Raw genomic sequence first — 17,743 nt, 5'->3', positions numbered from 1 at the left:
TGTTCCGATGACCGGGGGGCGGGCGTGGGCCGGCCCCTCCCCCGCGACGGAGGGAGGGATCGCGTCAGCGCCCCGCGGTCGCGATGGTGATGTTTGAGAAGTCCTGGAACCAGTTCTGCGCCTGGACGAAGCCCTTCACCTTCGGGCTCATCGCCCGCGGGTTCACGTCGTGCGTGATCATGATGAACAGCGCGTCGTCCACGAACTTCTCATGGACCTTCTCCAGCACCGCCGTCTGCTCGGCCTTGTCGAAGGTGTTGCGGACCTGGTCGAACAGCTTGTCCATCGCCGGGTCGGAATAGTAGCCCCAGTTGGTGCCGTTCGGCGGCGCGAAGTTGCTCTGGAGATGCCGGATGAAGCCGGTGAACGGGTCCTGGATGAAGTACGAGTAGTTGATGCCCGTCACGCCGCGCGAGATGTCGGCCTTGGCGCCGGCGCGCCAGATGTTGATCAGCGTGTTCCACTCGACCACCTCGTAGTCGACCTGGATGCCGACCTCGGCGAGGTTCTGCTGCACGAACTCGTTCATCGGCAGCGGCTGCATCTGGCCGGAGCCGGAGGCCGAGATCGCGATCTTGGTCTTCAGGGGCTTGTTCGGCCCGTAGCCGGCTTCCGCGAGCAGCTTCTTGGCCGCGGCCGGATCGTAGGTCACCTTGAAGGTCGGGTGGCCGAACCACTGGTGGCCGGGCGGAAAGAAGCCGGTGGCCGGCACCGCGAGGCCGCCGAGCAGCTCCTTCAGGCCCTCGCGGTCGATGGCGAGGTTGGCGGCCTTGCGCACGCGCACGTCGTTCCAGGGCGAGCCCTCGACCCGCGACAGGTGCCAGGTCCAGTTGTGGGGATAGGTGTTGGTGACGATGGTGAAGCCGGCGCCCTTCAGCGAGGCGACGGCGTCGGGCGCGGGCGCCTCGATCCAGTCGACCTGGCCGGAGCGGAGCGCCGCGACGCGGGCGTTGGCCTCGGGCAGCGGTACCAGCACGAGCTTGTCGAGCTTGGGCACGCGGGCCTTGTCCCAGTACGCCTTGAAGGGGACCATCTCGGCGCGCTCGCGCGGCGCGAACAGGGTCAGCTTCCACGGGCCGGTGCCGGACGGGGTCTTGGCGAAGGCGTCCCAGCTCCGCCCGAGCTTCTCCCACTGGGCGGGCGAGGACATCATCACCCAGGCGATCTGGTAGGGCAGCGTCGCGTCCGGCGCCTTGGTGACGATCTCCACGGTCAGCGGGTCGACCACGCGATAGCTCGCCACCGCCGGGATGCGGGTGCGGCCTTGAGCCGACTGGCGCGGATCGTATTGCGGGCTGTCGTTCTTCAGCAGCTTGTCCAGGTTCCACACCACGGCGTCGGCGGTGAAGTCGGAACCGTCGTGGAACGTCACGCCGGGGCGCAGCTTGAACGTCCACTTGGTCTTGTCGGCGGCGTCCACCGCCCAGCTCTCGGCCAGCCCCGGCACGAGGTCGGAGGGCTTGGTCGCCGAGGACAGGTCCCAGTTGATGAGCCCGTCGTAGACCGTGTAGCCCATGAAGCGCATGCCCTCGCCGCCGTTGTCGGCCTGGCCGGTGGTCAGCGGGATGTCGGAGGCGGTCATGCCGATCCGGAGCGTGCCCTGCGCCATCGCGGCGGAGGGCGCCTGGGCCGACAGCGCGAGGGCGCCGGCGAACGCCGCACGGGCGGTGAAGGTCTTCATCGAGCGAAACGGCATGTCGGGCGGGTCTGCTCCGTGAGGCGGGCCCCCGCGACGGGGCGCCCGAGAGGACGCCCGGCTCCATGCAAGCGCGCGGCCAGACCGGCGCTGTGGTGTCATTCTTTATTCAATCGCACCGGAGGCGCGGATCGGCGGGGGGCCTACCCGTCGATCAGGCTCACATGCGCGGCGACCACGCGCCAGCCTTCGGGAAACCGCACCCAGGTCTGGCTCTGGCGCCCGATCCGACCCGGCGCGCTCTCCCGGAAGAACAGGGTCATCGCGGTGGCGAAATCCCGCCCGTAGGTGGTGATCACCGTCTCGGACAGGGTCCGCTCCAGGCCGACGGGCGAGCGCGCCCGGCGGAAGGCGCGGATCGCGTCCATGCCGTAGAGGTTCTCGCCCCCGCCGTAGCGGATGGTGCGGGGATCGTCGCGGAACAAGGCCTCGAGCACCGGCACGTCGTTCTCCGTCAGCGCGGTCTCGTAGGCGCGGAACGCCGCCTCGACCTCGGCCTTCACCGCGAAATCGTCGACCACCATCACGTCAGCTCCGCGATCGGGGCGCGGACGATGCCGAGCCGTTCCAGCACCCGCGCCACGCGCAGCGCCACGTCCTCGCGCCAGGGCGCGGCGATGACCTGCACGCCGAGGGGCAGCCCGCCGTCGAGCCAGACCGGCACCGCCGCCACCGGAAGGCCGATGAACGAGATCGGCTGGGTGAACACGCCGATATTGGCCCGCACCGGCAGGGAGACGCCGTCGAGGGTGAAGTGCGTCTGGCCGCGCGGCGGCGCCCGGCAGGGGGTGGACGGCGCCAGGATCACGTCGACGTCCGCGAACAGGTCGGCCACCGCGCCGCGGTACCAGCGCCGGAAGCGCTGCGCCCGCTCGACGAAGGGCGCCGGCAGCATCGCGCCGGCGATGAGGCGGTCGCGCACCGCCGGATCGAAGTCCTCCGGCCGGGTCCGGAGACGGTCGAGGTGGAGCGCGGCGCCCTCGGCCGCGGTGATCAGGTAGGCCGCCGCCCGGGCGCGGGCGGCTTCCGGGATCTCGACGACCCGCGTCGCGGCGAGCGCCCGCGCCGCCACCTGGACCGCGGCGAACGCCTCCGGGTCGCCGCCGCGGGCGAAGTAGCCGCCGGCCACGGCGATGCGGAGGTCGCCGAGGCCGGAATCCAGCCCCGGCAGGACGGGCTCCGCGGCCCGCGCGGTCGCCGCAGCGTCGTCCGGGTCGGGACCCTGCATCGCGTCGTAGGCGAGGGCCAGGTCGGTCACGCTGCGCGCCATCGGCCCGAGATGGTCGAGGCTGTTCACGAAGGGGAAGCTGCCGGCCCGGGTCAGGCGGCCGTAGGTGGGCTTGAGCCCGAAGCAGCCGCAGAAGGCCGAGGGCACCCGGATCGAGCCGTTGGTGTCGGAGCCGAGCGTCAGCGGCACCAGGCCGGCGGCAATCGCCGCGCCCGAGCCGCCCGACGAGCCGCCGGTCATGTGGCCGGCCCCGTGCGGGTTGCGGCTGTCGCCGTCGTGCACGTTCTCGCCGGTGAAGTCGTAGGCGTACTCGCCCATGTTGAGCGCGCCGACGAGGACCGCGCCGGCCGCCTCCAGCCGGCGCACCAGGGCGCCGTCGCGCGCGGCCGGCGCCCGCTCGCGGTTGATCGTCGATCCCGCACGCGTCGGCAGGCCGGCGCAGTCGATCAGGTTCTTCACCGCGAAGGGCACGCCGGCGAGCGGCCCCGACGCCGCGCCGGCGGCCCGCCGCGCATCCACGGCGTCGGCGGCGGCCAGGGCGCGCGCGGCCGTCACGTCGGTGAAGGCGTTGACCGCCGGGTCGACCCGGCCGATCCGCGCCAGCGTCGCCTCGATCACGCTGCGGGCCCGGACGCGCCCCTCCGCGACGCCGGCGGCGATCGAAGCGGCGTCGGCGCGGCTCCAGTCGGTGCTCTGCTCCGCCATCGCCTCAGGCCTCGAAGACCGGGGCCGCCTCGGCCTCGTCGGGCAGCGGGAAGCCGCCGACGAGGTCCGCCGCGGCGGCCAGGACCCGGAGGTTGGCGATCACCGGCGCGACCCAGGCGGGATCGAGGCGCAGCCCGAGCAGCGGGGCCGCGGCGGCGGCGAAGGCGTCGAGATCCGGCGGCGGTGCATCGCGGGTCGTCATCGGGCATCCTCATCGAACGATCGGACCTCGAGCGGGCAAGGGCCGCGCCAAGCCGCCCCGCTGGGCCGGACGCCTGAATTGCTCGTCGAATAGGCATAATCCGGTCAATCGCGTCTGCCTACGAGATAGGCAATCGGCGGCTGCCACGCCCATCGTGGACGCAGGGCCGGTCAGCCGGCGCCGAGCGTCACCGGCGCGATCGCGGCGAAGACGCAATCCTCCGGCGTGCCGTCCTCGTGCACGAGCATCGCGAAGGTGCCGGGCGCCGAGACCGTCATCAGGTGCGCGTGCCAGGCGCCGGCGCGGTAGTTGATGCCGGCCTGCCCCGGTACCCGGAAGGCGCGGATCGCGGCCTCGTCGGGCCGCCCGTCGCGGTCGGGCGCCACCACGACGAGGTAGGAATCCACCGCGAGCGGCAGGAAGGCCTGGCTCGACTGCGGATGCCGCTCCAGGCGGGTCAGCGGCATCAGGCCGGCGAACGGCTCGCTGCGGATCAGGGCGAGGTTGGCGGAGACGCCCGCGCGCCGGTTCTCGATCGGGCTCGCATGGTCCTGCCGCGGCCCCGCCGCGGGCGCGGCGAGCAGGTCGGCGAAGGGCCGCAAGGCAACCTCGTCCATCGGTTCGATCGGGATCGTGCGCATCGTCCGTCCTGGCTTCGTGCCCGGCTTCGCGGCACGGGGCCGAGCTTCCGCGGCTCGCCTCGGCGGTCAAGCGGGATTCGGGCCGGCTTGCGTATGGCCGAGGGCGGGTTTGCGGGGCCGAGGGCCGCGGCGGGGTTGACGGCGGAGGCGGCTGCGTCGTTGCGTCCCCGAGCCTTCAGACCGCCCGAGCAGACCCGTTGACCGATCCCCGCCCCTATCCCCGCGACCTCGTCGGCTACGGCCGCAACCCGCCGGCCGCCGACTGGCCGGACGGCGCCCGCATCGCGGTGCAGATCGTGCTGAACTACGAGGAGGGCGCCGAGAACTGCATCCTGCACGGCGACCCCGCGTCCGAGGCGTTCCTGTCCGAGATCGTCGGCGCGCAGCCCTGGCCGGGGCAGCGCCACATGAACATGGAATCGCTCTACGAGTACGGCGCGCGGGCCGGGTTCTGGCGGCTGTGGCGGCTGTTCACCGCCCGCGGGATTCCCGTCACCGTGTTCGGCGTGGCGCACGCGCTGATGCGCAACCCGGAGGCCGTCGCGGCGATGCGCGAGGCCGCGTGGGAGATCGCCAGCCACGGCCTCAAATGGATCGACATGCGCGACGCCTCCCGGGCGGAGGAGGCCGCCGCGATGGACGAGGCGATCCGCATCCATGCGGCGGTGACGGGCTCGGCGCCCGAGGGCTGGTACACCGGCCGCTCCTCGATCCACACGCTGGAGCTCGGCCTGGAGCGCGGCTTCACCTACCTGTCGGATTCCTACGCCGACGACCTGCCCTACTGGCTGACGGGCGCGGGGCGCACGGGCCTCGTGGTGCCCTACACCCTCGACGCCAACGACATGCGCTTCGCGAGCCCCCAGGGCTTCAATTCCGGCGACCAGTTCTTCGCCTACCTGCGCGACAGCTTCGACGTGCTCTACGCCGAGGGCGCGACGGCGCCCAAGATGATGTCGGTCGGCCTGCATTGCCGCCTCGTCGGCCGCCCGGGACGGATGGCGGCGCTGGCCCGCTTCCTCGACCACGTCGCCGCGCACGACCGGGTCTGGCTCGCCCGCCGCGTCGACATCGCCCGGCACTGGATCGCCCGCCACCCGGCGCCGTGACGGCCTGATTCGTGCTCCGCTCCGGGAAAGCCCCTTTCGAGAGACAGCCCATGACGACGACCACCATCGACGGCCGCACCCTCACCGCCGCGGACGTGCTCGCCGTCGCCCGGCCGGACGCGGCGGGCCTCCGCGCCGAGGCGGTGCTCGACGAGGGCGCGCGCAGGAGCCTCGTCGGCGCGCGGGACTACATCGACGCGCATTTCATGACCGACGACGCGCCGCTGATGTACTCGTTCAACACCGGCGTCGGCCTGTTCAAGGACCAGCGCGTGCGCATGGACGAGATGCAGGCCTACCAGCGGCTGACCGTCTACGCCCACGCCACCGGGATGGGCGAGCCGTTCGACGCGGAGGCGGTGCGCGCCACCATGCTGCTGCGCGCCAACGCCTTCGCGTCGAACTTCTCCGGGCCGCGCGTCGCGGTCGTCGACCGCCTGCTCGCCTGCCTGAACGCCGGGATCGTGCCGGTGATCCCGTCGAAGGGCTCGGTCGGGGCGTCGGGCGACCTCGCGCCGCTGGCGCACCTGGCCGGCGCGATCTGCGGGTTCGAGGAGGCCGAGGCGTTCTACGAGGGACGCCGCCTGCCGGCCCGCGCGGCGCTGAAGGCGGCGGGCCTGCCCGAGGCGTTTCCGCTGGAGGCCAAGGACGCCTCGGCGCTGATCAACGGCTCCACCGTGTCGCTCGCCGTCGGCGTGCTGGCGCTGGAGGACATGAAGCGGGTCCTCAAGGCCGCCGAGATCGCCCTCGCCCTGACGCTCGAGGCCCTGCGTGCGGAGAAGGCCGCCTTCGATCCCCGCGTCCACGCCGCCCGCCCGCACAAGGGCCAGGCGGCCTCGGCCCGCAACGTCCTGCGGATGATCGGCGATTCCGAGCGCTGCACGGAGGGCGCCCGCGTCACGGTGTTCCCCGACGAGGCCCGCGCCCCCGGCCAGGCCCCGCCGCCGCGGGTGCAGGACGTGTACTCGCTGCGCTGCGCGCCGCAGGTGCACGGGCCGGTGCGCGAGGCGCTGGCCTACGTCGACGGCATCATGGGCACCGAGATCAACGCGGCCACCGACAACCCGCTGATCTTCGCCGACGGGGCCGACCACTACACCTGCATCTCGGCCGGGCACTTCCACGGCGCCTACGTCGCGCAGGCGATGGACCTGCTCGCCATCACCGCCACCGACCTCGGCTCGATCTCGGAGCGGCGGCTCGCGCGCCTCATCGACCCGACCATGAGCTACGGCCTGCCGCGCAACCTGCTCGCCGGTAAGAAGGGCCTCAACACCGGCTTCGCCACCGTGCAGTGCACGATGTCGGCCCTGGTGATGGAGAACCGGACCCTGTCGATGCCCGGCTCGGTCGACTCGATCCCCGGCAAGTCGAACGCCGAGGACCACGTCTCGAACTCGACCTGGTGCGCGCGCAAGGCCCGCACCGTCGTCGCCAACGTCGAGACCATCGTCGCCGGCGAGATCCTGATGGCGTGCCAGGCGCTCTCGCTGGTCGCCGACGTCGCTCGGGACCATCCCCTCGGCTCCGGCACGCAGGCCGCCCTCGACGCGGTGCGCAAGGTCATCGCCCCGGCGCTGTCGGGCGACCGCTGGTACCAGGCCGAGATGGAGGCCGCGCTCGCGCTGGTGCGCTCGGGGGCGGTGGTCGCGGCGGTGGAGGCCGCGATCGGCCCGCTGGAATAGGCGCGGCGCCCCTTACCGCACCGGCGCCACAATCCGGTGGCTGGATCGTGCGGGCACGAGGGGGGGGATCCGATGATGCGGCCCGCGCTCCGCTTGTCCTGCCTGACGCTCGCGACGGGCCTCGCCTTCGCGGGCGCCGCGGCCCGGGCCGCGACCACGCCCGAGGCCGACGCCGCCTTCCTCGACGCCGTGACCTGGGGCGTCTCGCCGGCCAGCCACGCGGAGCTCCGCGCCAAGGGCCGCGAGCGCTGGCTCCGGGAGCAGCTCCATCCGCCGGCAGGCCCAGCCCTGCCGGAGGCCGCCCAGGCGCAGGTCGACGCGCTGACGCCGAAGGGCACGCTGCTCGAGCGGATCTCCGCCCTCGACGCGCAGGCGCGGGCGGCCAGCGCCGAGCCCGACCCGGATGCGAAGAAGGCCGCGCAGCAGGCCTACCAGGGGGCGCTCTCGGCCGCCGCCCGGGACGCCGCCGCGGCGACGCTCCTGCGGGCGCTCGACAGCCCGGACCAGGTGCGCGAGCGGCTGACCTGGTTCTGGCTCAACCGCTTCAACGTCCACCAGGGCAAGGCGAACCTGCGCGCGATGGTCGGCGACTACGTCGACGCGGCGATCCGCCCGCACGCGCTCGGCCGCTTCCGCGACCTGCTGGAGGCGACGCTGCGGCACCCGGCGATGCTGCGCTATCTCGACAATGCCGACAACGCCGCCGGCCACCTCAACGAGAACTACGCCCGCGAGCTGATGGAGCTGCACACCCTCGGGGTCGGCTCCGGCTACACGCAGGGCGACGTCGAGGCGCTGGCCCGCATCCTCACCGGCGTCGGCATCGACGCCCGCCCCGAGGACCCGAAGCTGAAGCCGGAGCGCCAGGCCGACCTCGTCCGCGCCGGCCTGTTCGAATTCAACCCGAACCGCCACGATTACGGCGACAAGGTCTTCCTCGGCCACGCGATCCGCGGCCGCGGCTGGCCCGAGATCGTCGAGGCGCTCGACCTGATCGCCCGCGAGCCCGCCACCGCGCGAACCGTGTCGGCCGCGCTCGCGCGCTACTTCCTGGGCGCCCCGCCCTCGGACGCCCTGGTGGCGCGGCTGGCGCAGGTCTTCACCCAAAGCGACGGCGACATCGCGGCCGTGCTCGACGCGCTGTTCCACGCGCCCGACTTCGCGGCCTCCCTCGGGGGCGGGTTCAAGGACCCGGCCCGCTACGTGCTCTCGGCCGTGCGCCTCGCCTACGACGGGCGGACGATCCGCAACGCCGCGCCGATCCAGGGCTGGCTCAACCGCCTCGGCGAGGGCCTGTTCAACCGATCGACGCCGGACGGCTACCCGCTCGGCGCCGCCGCCTGGAACGGGCCGGGACAGATGACGACGCGCTTCGAGATCGCCCGGCAGATCGGGTCGGGCTCCGCCGGCCTGTTCAAGCCCGCCCCCGACATGGCCGACGAGCCGGCCTTCCCGCTGCTGCAGAACGGGCTCTACTTCTCGACGCTCTCGGCGACCCTGAGCGCCCCGACCCGGGACGCCCTGGCCCGCGCCGTCTCCCCGCAGGACTGGAACACCCTGTTCCTGTCCGCCCCCGAATTCATGCGCTGAAGGCCGCCCATGGACCCGCGCGACCCGCCCCGCCGCGCGCTGATCCGAGCCTCCCTCGCGCTCGGCCTGTCCACCGTCGCCGGCCGGGTCTGGGCCGCGCCGAAGGCGGATGCGCGCCTGCTCGTGGTGTTCCTGCGCGGCGCCTACGACGCGGCCAACGTCGTGATCCCGACGGGCAGCGACTTCTACTACCGCGCCCGGCCGACCCTCGCGGTCGCCCGGCCGGATGCGGCCGACCCGGCGGCGGCGCTGGCGCTCGACGCCGACTGGAGCCTCCACCCGAGCTTGCGCGACACGATCCTGCCGCTCTACGCCCGGGGGCAGGCCGCCTTCGTGCCGTTCGCCGGCACCGACGACCTCACGCGCAGCCATTTCGAGACCCAGGACACGATCGAGCTCGGGCAGACGGTCGGCGCCTCCCGTGACTACAATTCGGGCTTCATGGCCCGGCTCGCCGCGGAGCTGACGCGGACGCGCCCGATCGCCTTCACCGAGCAGATCCCGCTGATCTTCCGCGGCACCGAGACGGTGCCCAACATCGCGATCAACGAGGTCGCCAAGCCCGGGATCGACGCGCGCCAGGCCGGGCTGATCACGGCGATGTACCGCGACACCCCGCTGGCCGCTTCGGTGGCCGAGGGGTTCCGCGTGCGCGACGCGGTCTACCAGTCGGTCTCGGAGCATCAGGCCGAGGCCGACCGCGGCGCCGTCTCGCCGAAGGGCTTCGCGCGCTCGGCCCGGCGCATCGGCCGGCTGATGCGCGAGTCGTTCAACCTCGGCTTCGTCGACGTCGGCGGCTGGGACACGCACGTGAACCAGGGCGCCGCCACCGGCTACCTCGCCGACCGGATCGGCGAGCTCGGCCGCGGGCTGGCCGGCTTCGTCGAGGAGGTCGGCCCCGCCTGGAACGACACGGTGGTGGTCGTGCTCTCCGAGTTCGGCCGCACCTTCCGCGAGAACGGCAACCGCGGCACCGATCACGGGCACGGCAGCGTCTACTGGGTGCTGGGCGGTGCCGTGCGCGGCGGCCGCATCGCCGGGCCGCAGGTGCGGGCCGACGAGGCGCACCTGTTCCAGAACCGCGACCATCCCGTGCTCACCGACTACCGCAGCCTGCTCGCCGGGCTGCTGCGACGTCTCTACGGGCTCGATCCGGCGAGCCTCCGGCGGGTCTTCGCGGATGCGGCGCCGGCCGACCTCGGGCTGGTCTGATCGGCCGACCGCTCCCGTGCCGCGAGGAACCCGCGCACCGTCCCGAGCAGCACCCGGGTCCCGGCCTCGATGTCGGGCAGGCTGGCGAACTCGGCCGGGTTGTGGCTGATGCCGCCGCGGCAGCGCACGAACACCATGGCGATCGGCGCGATCGCCGCCACCGCCATGCCGTCGTGGCCGGCCCCGCTCGGCAGCGCCAGGACGGGATGGCCCTCGGCGACGATCGCCGCCTCGACCAGGGCCGTCATCCCGGGGTCGCAGGGGACGGCTTCCGCCTCGTGCAGGAGGGCGATGCCGAAGCCGAGCCGGCGCCGGAGCGCGATGCGCTTGCAGGCGAGGTCGATGTCGGCGAGCGCGGCGTGCCGCTGCGCGTCGTCGGGCGCCCGCAGGTCCAGGCTGAACTTGGCCTGGCCCGGGATGGTGTTGACCGCCCCCGGCAGCGCCTGGATGCGCCCGACCGTGCCGACGAGGTGCTCCTCGCCGCGGCAGCGCGCCTCGATCGCCAGGATGCATTCGGCGGCGCCCGCGAGCGCGTCGCGGCGCTCGGTCATCGCGACGGTGCCGGCGTGCCCCGCCTCCCCCGACAGCGTGATCTCCAGGCGGCTCGCCCCGCTGATCGCGGTGACGAGGCCGACCGGCAGGCCCTCGCGCTCCAGCATCGGCCCCTGCTCGATGTGGAGCTCGACGTAGCCGAGGATCTGATCCGGCGTGCGGGCGGCGGTCGGGACGGCCTTCGGGTCGAGGCCGTATTCGCGCATCGCGGCGGCCAGCGTCGTGCCGGCGGCATCGAGGGTGCGCAGCGCCGCCGGGTCGAGATGGCCGGCGAACGCCCGGCTGCCGGTCAGCGTCGCGGCGAAGCGCACGCCCTCCTCGTCGGCGAAGCCCACCACCTCGATCGCGACCGGCGGCGGTCCTTCGCGCAGCACGGCCTCGACGCAGCTGATGGCGGCGACGACGCCGAGCGGCCCGTCGTAGCGGCCGGCGTTGCGCACGGTGTCGAGGTGCGAGCCGATCACCAGGGCCGGCCCGCCGGGCTCGCGGCCCTCGACGCGGCCGATCAGGTTGCCGACGGCGTCGCGGCGCACCTGCAACCCGGCCTCGCCCATCCAGCCGGCGACCAGGGCCTCGGCCCGCGCCTGCTCGGGGGTGAGGTAGAGGCGGGTGATCGCGCCGGGCTCGGCGCTGATCTGGGCCAGCGCGTCGAGCCGCCGCTGGATGCGGGGGGCGAAGGCGTCCACGGATCAGGCCTTCGGCGCGTTGGCGAGCGTCAGCACCGTCTGCAGCAGCACGTCGGCGCCGGCGGCGCAGTCGGACGGGGTCGCCGATTCCGACTCGTTGTGGCTGACGCCGTCCTTGCACGGCACGAAGATCATCGCGGTCGGGACGCGGGCCGCGAGGTTGCAGGCGTCGTGCCCGGCGCCCGAGACCATGCGGCGGCGGCTCAGGCCCAGCCCCTCGGCGGCGGCATCGACCGCCGCGATCACGCCCGCGTCGAACGGCACCGGCTCCTTGCGCCAGATCCGCGCGAGGTCGATGGCGAGCTTGCGCCGGTCCGCGATCGCGGGAAGGCTCGCGCGCAGCTCCGCCTCGATCGCGTCGAGGACCTCCGGCTTCGGGTCGCGCACGTCGAGGGTGAAGCGCACCAGCCCCGGCACCACGTTGCGGGAGGGCGCGCCGATCACGGCCTCGCCGATGGTGGCGACGGCGGTGGGCGCGTGCGCCAGCGCGATCCGCTCGACCGCGAGCGCGACCTCCGCGAGCCCGAGCAGCGCGTCGCGGCGGCGCGGCATCGGCGTGGTGCCGGCATGCGCCTCGAAGCCGGTGATCGTGCCGTCGAACCAGGCGATGCCCTGCCCGCCCTCGACCACGCCGATGGTCCGGCCCTCGGCTTCCAGGATCGGGCCCTGCTCGATGTGCAGCTCGACGAAGGCGCCGATCTTCCGGTCGCCCACGGTGTCGGTCCCGCGGTAGCCGATCGCGTCGAGCGCCGCGCCGACGCTGATGCCGGCCGCGTCGGTCTTCTCCAGGATCTCGTCGGTGGTGAAATCGCCGGCGTAAGCCGCCGACGCCATCATCGCGGGGGCGAAGCGCGAGCCCTCCTCGTTGGTCCAGTTGACCAGCAGAAGCGGCGCCTCGGTCTCGATGCCGGCGTCGTTCAGGGCGCGCATCGCCTCCAGCCCGGCCAGCACGCCGAGGATGCCGTCGAACTTGCCGCCGGTCGGCTGGGTGTCGAGATGCGAGCCGAAGGCCACCGGCGGGCGCGCCGCGTCGCGCCCGGGCCGCAGGGCGTACTGGGTGCCGAGGGCGTCGACCCGCACCTCGAGCCCCGCCGCCGTGCAGGCGTCCCGGAACCAGTCGCGGACCGCGCCGTCCTCGGGCGACAGGGTGAGGCGGTTCAGGCCGCCGGCCGGCGTCGCGCCGAACCGCGCCGTCTCCTGGATCGTCTCCCACAGGCGCGAGCCGTCGATGCGCAGGTTGTGGGTCTTTGCCGTGCCGGCCATCCTGGCCTCCGTCGTCGCGTGTGTGTCTCGTGTCACGATGCCGACGTGACGGCCCGGCGGCCGGCAAGGATCGTGCCCGGCCAGGTTCCGCAGGCCCGCCCAGTCCCCGCAGGCGCGTCAGGCCCCGCAGGCGCGGCTCACGGCGCCGGGCGGCGCACCGGCGAGGCGCCGAGCAGCGCGTTCCCGTCGACGCCGAGCGCGGCGGCGATCTCGGCCAGCGCCACCGCCTCGATGCCGCTGATCCCGTCCTGGTCGGCGACGTCGGCCGCGATCAGGAAGACGTTCTCGCGCTGCGCCTGCGGCCGGTCGGCGAGCGCGGCGGCGTGGCGCAGGTTCTCGGCCCGGCCCGCCCGCGTCCGGGCGCGGGCGATCCCGTCGTAGAGCTCGGCCTCCAGCATCAGGGTGTCGTAGCCCTTCTCAAGGATCGGGTTGGCCCTGAGGCCGGCCAGCGCCGTCTCGAACTCGGTGCCGGCCACCTCCCCGTCGGCGACGATGACGTTGGCGGCGGCCGAGACCGCCGCCAGCATCAGTGCCTTGTCGCCGGCATAGGCGGTCACCGCCTGGGTCAGGCGGCCGAAGATGTCTTTCAGGATGCTCATGGGAACCGGGTCGTTGAGGGGCGCCGATGCGTCGGGGGAGATAACAGAACCCGGGCGGTCCGTGTTGCGCCGATGCCCCCGCGGCGAACGGACATGCTTGGGAAATACGCGGGCGCGATGATGGCCCGTCGTCCGGCCTCTCGGTCCGGATGCCGGCCGACCGTCGGGCCGGGCGTGCCTACCCCCAACGGGCGCGCCCGGCCCGCATGGTCCGGCCTCATCGGGGCTTCGGCGACGCGGTCTCGTCGGCCAGGGCGTCGACCACCGCTCCGAGGCTCGCGCGGTCCGACGATCCGGCCGCGCGCGCCGCCGCGTACGCGGCGAGCTGCCGGTCGGCCCCCGTGCCGTGCCGGACGATGGTGCGGGCGCGCTCGCAGGCGGCCCGGCAATCGAGGGCGTCGGCATCCTCCGCGAGGCGCGCGAGCAGCCCCTCGACGATCTCGGCCATCGGCACCGCCCGCTCCCGCGTGGCGTCGATCAGCTCGGCCCGCACCCCGTCGCGCTCGGCCCGCCACAGGTTCTCCATCGCGAAGCCGCGCGCCGCCCCGGTGAGGCCGGCATTCACGCCGGGATCGCGGTCGAGCAGGCGCACGAGGCAGCGGAACAGGGCGGCGATGCAGAGCCCGTCCTCGACCTCGGAGCAGCTGTCGGCGATGCGCAGTTCCAGCGTCGGGTACTTCACCGACGCGCGCAGGTGCCACCACAGGAAGCTCGCATCCGCGATCGCGCCCGAGGCGGTCATCACCCGGACGTAGCGGTCGTAGTCGGCGGCGTCCGCGAACAGCTCCGGCAGGCCGGTGCGCGGCAGCTCGGCATAGGCCCTGAGCCGGTAGCCGGCGAGCCCGGTCCGCTGCCCCTCCCAGAACGGCGAGGAGACCGAGAGCGCGAGCAGGATCGGCAGGAACGGCATCAGCCGGTTCTGCAGGTCGAGGCGCGCGTCGGGACGCGGCACCTCGACGTGGACGTGGAGCCCGCAGACCACCGAGCGCCGCCCGACGATCTGCAGGTCGTCGATGATCCCGCGGTAGCGCTCGGCCGGCGTCGTCGATTGCCGCCGCCACGTCGCGGCCGGGTGGGTGCCGGCGGCGAAGACGCGCAACCCGTGCTCCCGCCCGATCGTCGCGAGGTCGGCCCGCATCGCGATCAGGCGCGCGCGCGTCTCCGCGATGCTGTCGGAGGGCGGGGTGCAGGTCTCGACCTGGCTCTCCAGCATCTCCCGCTCGGCCGATTCCATCCGCGCCTGGACGGCGGCATGGAAGGCCCTCACCCGGCCGCGAGACGTCTTGCGGGGGGTGTTGCGGGTCTCGGCGTCGGCAAGGAAGAACTCCTCCTCCATGCCGAACCTGTAGACGTGAGCCATGCCGCCTCCCCCCGCGCCGTCCGCGAGGGGTCTACGCGCCGACGGGCGCCCGGTTCAGCGCCAGAACGGCTTGAGGTCGGCCAGCGTGCCGTGGGCCTCGGCCGCGCCCGCGAGCAGTTCGTCCGCCTTCGCCTCCGAATCGGCGGTGGCGAGGCCCGCCGCGAACAGCGCCTGGCCGTCGAGCGCGTCCGAGGCGGGCCCGGACGCATCGGCGAGTCCGGCCATCACCGCATGCGCGGTGGCGAGGTCGTTGAGGCCGCCGAGGTGGTCCTGCAGGTCGGAGAGGGCGGCTGCGAACGCCTTGTGGCGCCGGCGCGCCTTCCGGCCGCCATAGAGGCCGGCGAAGAACTCGGCGCCGTAGCGCAGCTTCTTGCCGGCGATGCGGACGCGATGACGCGCCTCGGGATCGAGCCGCTCGATGTGGCGGCCGCGCTTGGCGATCCGCCGGCGCAGGCGCTCCAGCACCTCCGTGGCGAGGTCGCGGGCGGGCGCGTCGCGGAGCTTGCCCACGCCCTCCCGCCACGGGCCGGCCTCGATCCAGGCCAGGAGGTCGAGGAGCAGGCTGCGCCATTCGGGCGAGGTCAGGATCGCGCCGACGGCGTCGTGCGCCCGGTCGCGCTCGGTCTCCAGGCGCTCGCGCAGGCCGGCGAGCCCCGGCTCGTCCGGGCGCCGGGCGATCTCGTCGGGCAGGGTGGTCTCGAGGAAGACGTCGAGGTTGCGCGCCCGGCCGAACGGCTCGGTGACGCGCTTGATCTCGTCGCCGAGCGTGGCCGCCCGGGCGTCGCCCGCCAGCATCGGCCTGAACAGCCACAGCGCGGTGCGCAGCCGCCGCAGCGCCACCCGCATCTGGTGCAGCGCCTCCGGGTCGCGGGCGTGGCCCCAGACGTCCTCGTTGAGGCGCAGGTGCCGCAGGCACCCGAGCGCGATGTGGCGGAAGGCCTCGCCGCCGGTCGCGTCCTTCGGCAACGGCGCCATGTCGGACTTGCTCGGCCGCGCGGCCTTGCCGTCGCGCAGCGCGAACCCGCGGGCGCTCTTCGACAGCACGCCGATCCGCAGCGGCACCGTCTCGGCGAGCGCCTGGGCCAGCGCGAACAGGTCGGCCGGATCGCCGGATTCGAGCTCCAGCTCGAGCTCGCACAGCGGGGCATCGCCCCGGTCGGTCTCGACCCGGCCCTCGTCGAGGGTCGCCGCGATCCGCGAGGCGCCGTAGGTCACGGGCCGGACCGAGCGCATCACCACGGTGCGGAACTGGGCCGCCAGGCCCGGCGCCTCGGCCTTCGCGAGGAGATCGGCCACCGGCGTGTCGGCGAAGGCCGCCGGCTCCGGCGCCTCGCCGGCGACCGGGCTCTCCCATTCCGCCCGGTCGAACAGCCCGGCCGCGCCGGAGCCCGCCTTGACGGTCTGCACGAAGGCCTCGCCCGTCCGGCGCACCCGCAAGGTCAGGTCGGCCTCGCGGAGCGCGCCGTCGGCGGTGTCGAAATAGGTCGCCGCGAGGAGCTTCGGCTCGGATGCGGCCCCGTCGGCCTGCCCCTGCAGCAGCGGATGGGCACCGAGTGCGGCGAGGTCTGGGCCCGTGCATTCCAGCTTCAGCTCGATCTCCCGCGGCGTGTCCATGAAGCGTTCGTCCGTCCGTTCCGGGCCGCAGCCCCTGTCACCGCGAGAACGCATCGGAGCCACCTCCGATCCGTCCGGATCGCCCGCCGTGTAGCACGCGCAGGGCGGCGGTGGCGCCCTCGGCCGCATCCGCAAAGTTTGCCCTTTGCGCGACCGACGCTTCGTGCAAAAGCTTGGCGCAAGAGCGTGTTGTGCACAATCGACCCGACCGTCTCGCGGGTCCCGCCGAATCCGGGCGGGGCCTCGGCTCGATGCCGAGCCGGCGGTCGCGTCGCGGATTGGGCTGCGCGTCGTCCTCGTTCACGGGAACGGTGCGCGTGTTCGGTGCGTCTCCCGGCCATGCCCCCGAACGACCGCCATCCGGGGCGGGCGCGCGGCGGCGACGGTTCGGAGGCACGCCCGGTCGGGACGGTGACGATAAGCGATGAAGACACTCCTCGTCGGCGTGATCGGACATGTCGATCACGGCAAGACCGCGCTGGTGCGGGCGCTCACCGGCATCGAGACCGACCGGCTGAAGGAAGAGAAGGCCCGCGGCGTCTCGATCGTGCCGGGCTTCGCCCTCCTCGCGCCCGAGGGACGCGACGGGGAGATCGACCTCGTCGACCTGCCCGGCCACGAGCGCTTCGTCCGCGCGATGATCTCGGGCGCCACCGGCATGGGGGCGGTGCTGCTGGCGGTCGACGCCAACGAGGGCATCAAGCCCCAGACGATCGAGCACCTGGAGATCGCCCGGCTGATCGGCGTCCGCCGCGGCGTCGTCGCGCTCACGAAATCCGACCTCGTCGCGCCCGACGCCCTCGCCGAGCGGGCGGCCGAGGTCGCGGCGGTGGCCGCGCGGGCGGGCCTCGAGGCGCCCGCCGTCGTCGCGACCTCGACGCTGACCGGCGCCGGCCTTCCCGCCCTGTCCGAGGCGTTGGCGGCCCTCCTCGACGCGAGCCCGCCGCGGGCCGACGACGGCTTCCCCTACCTGCCGGTCGACCGGGTGTTCTCGCGGGCCGGCTTCGGCACGGTGGTCACCGGCACGCTCCGGCGCGGGCGCCTCTCCGTCGGCGACGCGGTCGCGATCGTGCCGGGCGGGCCGACGGCGACGGTGCGCGGGCTGCAGATCCACGGCCGCGCCGTCGCGACGGCCGAGCCCGGCCGCCGGACGGCGGTGGCCCTGCGCGGCGTCGGCCTGTCCGACCTGAGCCGGGGGCAGGCGCTCGCGCCGCCGGACCTCCTGGTGCCGTCGCGCTGGCTCGACGTGTCGCTCACCGCGAGCCCGGGCGGCGATCCGCTCCCCGGCGGCACGGCCCTGCGCCTGCTGTTCGGCACCAGCGAGGTCGCGGCCCGCCTGCGCCTCCTCGATCGCGACGCGCTGGAGCCCGGCGCGACGGCGCCGGCGCAGCTCCATCTCGACGCGGCGGTCACCGTGCCGGCGCGCGAGCCGTTCATCCTGCGCCGCGACTCGCCGGCGATCACTGTGGCCGGCGGCCGGGTGCTCGATCCCGACAGCCGCCGCCGCAAGCGTCACGACCCGCGCGTGCTCGCCGACCTCGCCGGGCTCGCCGGCGGCGGGCCGGCCGAGGCGCTGGCGATCCGCCTCGCGCAGGCCGGCG

Annotated in this window: 14 protein-coding genes and 1 pseudogene; 5 read left to right on the top strand and 10 right to left on the bottom strand. The window is 74.0% G+C overall.

From position 1 onward, the window contains the following. Nucleotides 1-64: 64 nt before the first annotated feature. The 5 genes from MKK55_RS25930 to MKK55_RS25910 form a co-directional block, all read right to left on the bottom strand. Nucleotides 65-1,696, bottom strand: coding sequence for an ABC transporter substrate-binding protein (locus MKK55_RS25930; RefSeq protein WP_147842972.1), 1,632 nt, complete (start codon nt 1,694-1,696; stop codon nt 65-67). A gap of 143 nt (nt 1,697-1,839) precedes the next feature. Next, entirely contained in the window at nt 1,840-2,220 is a 381-nt protein-coding gene (hpxZ, locus tag MKK55_RS25925; protein ID WP_147727497.1) for an oxalurate catabolism protein HpxZ, read from the bottom strand. Next, nucleotides 2,220-3,629 (bottom strand): AtzE family amidohydrolase, encoded by a 1,410-nt coding sequence (locus tag MKK55_RS25920; RefSeq protein ID WP_243938409.1) that lies wholly within the window; start codon nt 3,627-3,629, stop codon nt 2,220-2,222. The genes hpxZ and MKK55_RS25920 overlap by 1 nt, the downstream gene beginning before the upstream one ends. A 4-nt stretch (nt 3,630-3,633) precedes the next feature. Then, nucleotides 3,634-3,831: a DUF4089 domain-containing protein gene (locus tag MKK55_RS25915; RefSeq protein ID WP_147729047.1), complete on the bottom strand. Its 198-nt coding sequence runs from the start codon at nt 3,829-3,831 to the stop codon at nt 3,634-3,636. A gap of 170 nt (nt 3,832-4,001) precedes the next feature. Then, entirely contained in the window at nt 4,002-4,472 is a 471-nt protein-coding gene (locus MKK55_RS25910) for an ureidoglycolate lyase (protein WP_244030702.1), read from the bottom strand. 197 nt (nt 4,473-4,669) lie between these two features. On the opposite strand from MKK55_RS25910, the pseudogene puuE reads away from it, so the two are divergent. From puuE to MKK55_RS25890, 4 genes and pseudogenes are all read left to right on the top strand, one after another. Beyond that, nucleotides 4,670-5,575: pseudogene (puuE, locus tag MKK55_RS25905) on the top strand (allantoinase PuuE); the annotation flags it as partial. Between the two features lie 56 nt (nt 5,576-5,631). Then, on the top strand, nt 5,632-7,266 hold the full coding sequence (hutH, locus tag MKK55_RS25900) for a histidine ammonia-lyase (protein WP_147729044.1): 1,635 nt from the start codon (nt 5,632-5,634) through the stop codon (nt 7,264-7,266). A 72-nt stretch (nt 7,267-7,338) separates the two neighbouring features. Next, nucleotides 7,339-8,856: a DUF1800 domain-containing protein gene (locus MKK55_RS25895; RefSeq protein WP_243938405.1), complete on the top strand. Its 1,518-nt coding sequence runs from the start codon at nt 7,339-7,341 to the stop codon at nt 8,854-8,856. 9 nt (nt 8,857-8,865) lie between these two features. Further along, a complete protein-coding gene (locus MKK55_RS25890; protein WP_243938403.1) occupies nt 8,866-10,068 on the top strand; it encodes a DUF1501 domain-containing protein in 1,203 nt (400 codons plus the stop codon). Here MKK55_RS25890 and MKK55_RS25885 read toward each other — a convergent pair. From MKK55_RS25885 to MKK55_RS25865, 5 genes are all read right to left on the bottom strand, one after another. Beyond that, nucleotides 9,996-11,306 carry an allantoate amidohydrolase gene (locus MKK55_RS25885; protein WP_243938401.1) on the bottom strand — a complete coding sequence of 437 codons (1,311 nt, stop codon included), beginning with the start codon at nt 11,304-11,306 and terminating at the stop codon, nt 9,996-9,998. The two genes, MKK55_RS25890 and MKK55_RS25885, sit on opposite strands and share 73 nt — an antisense overlap. Before the next feature lie 3 nt (nt 11,307-11,309). Then, nucleotides 11,310-12,569 carry a Zn-dependent hydrolase gene (locus tag MKK55_RS25880; protein ID WP_147843547.1) on the bottom strand — a complete coding sequence of 420 codons (1,260 nt, stop codon included), beginning with the start codon at nt 12,567-12,569 and terminating at the stop codon, nt 11,310-11,312. Between the two features lie 137 nt (nt 12,570-12,706). Continuing rightward, nucleotides 12,707-13,168: a tellurite resistance TerB family protein gene (locus MKK55_RS25875; protein WP_147859830.1), complete on the bottom strand. Its 462-nt coding sequence runs from the start codon at nt 13,166-13,168 to the stop codon at nt 12,707-12,709. A 217-nt stretch (nt 13,169-13,385) separates the two neighbouring features. Beyond that, nucleotides 13,386-14,528 carry a carboxylate-amine ligase gene (locus tag MKK55_RS25870; protein WP_243938399.1) on the bottom strand — a complete coding sequence of 381 codons (1,143 nt, stop codon included), beginning with the start codon at nt 14,526-14,528 and terminating at the stop codon, nt 13,386-13,388. Nucleotides 14,529-14,582: 54 nt separating this feature from the next. After that, nucleotides 14,583-16,142 (bottom strand): CYTH and CHAD domain-containing protein, encoded by a 1,560-nt coding sequence (locus MKK55_RS25865; RefSeq protein ID WP_243938397.1) that lies wholly within the window; start codon nt 16,140-16,142, stop codon nt 14,583-14,585. Between the two features lie 424 nt (nt 16,143-16,566). On the opposite strand from MKK55_RS25865, the gene MKK55_RS25860 reads away from it, so the two are divergent. Continuing rightward, nucleotides 16,567-17,743, top strand: a 1,177-nt coding sequence (locus MKK55_RS25860; RefSeq protein WP_243938395.1) for a GTP-binding protein, incomplete at its 3' end; no start/stop codon positions are given.

Source organism: Methylobacterium sp. J-059 (assembly GCF_022829485.1).
GTDB lineage: Bacteria > Pseudomonadota > Alphaproteobacteria > Rhizobiales > Beijerinckiaceae > Methylobacterium.
This window is presented reverse-complemented; position numbering and strand designations above follow the sequence as displayed.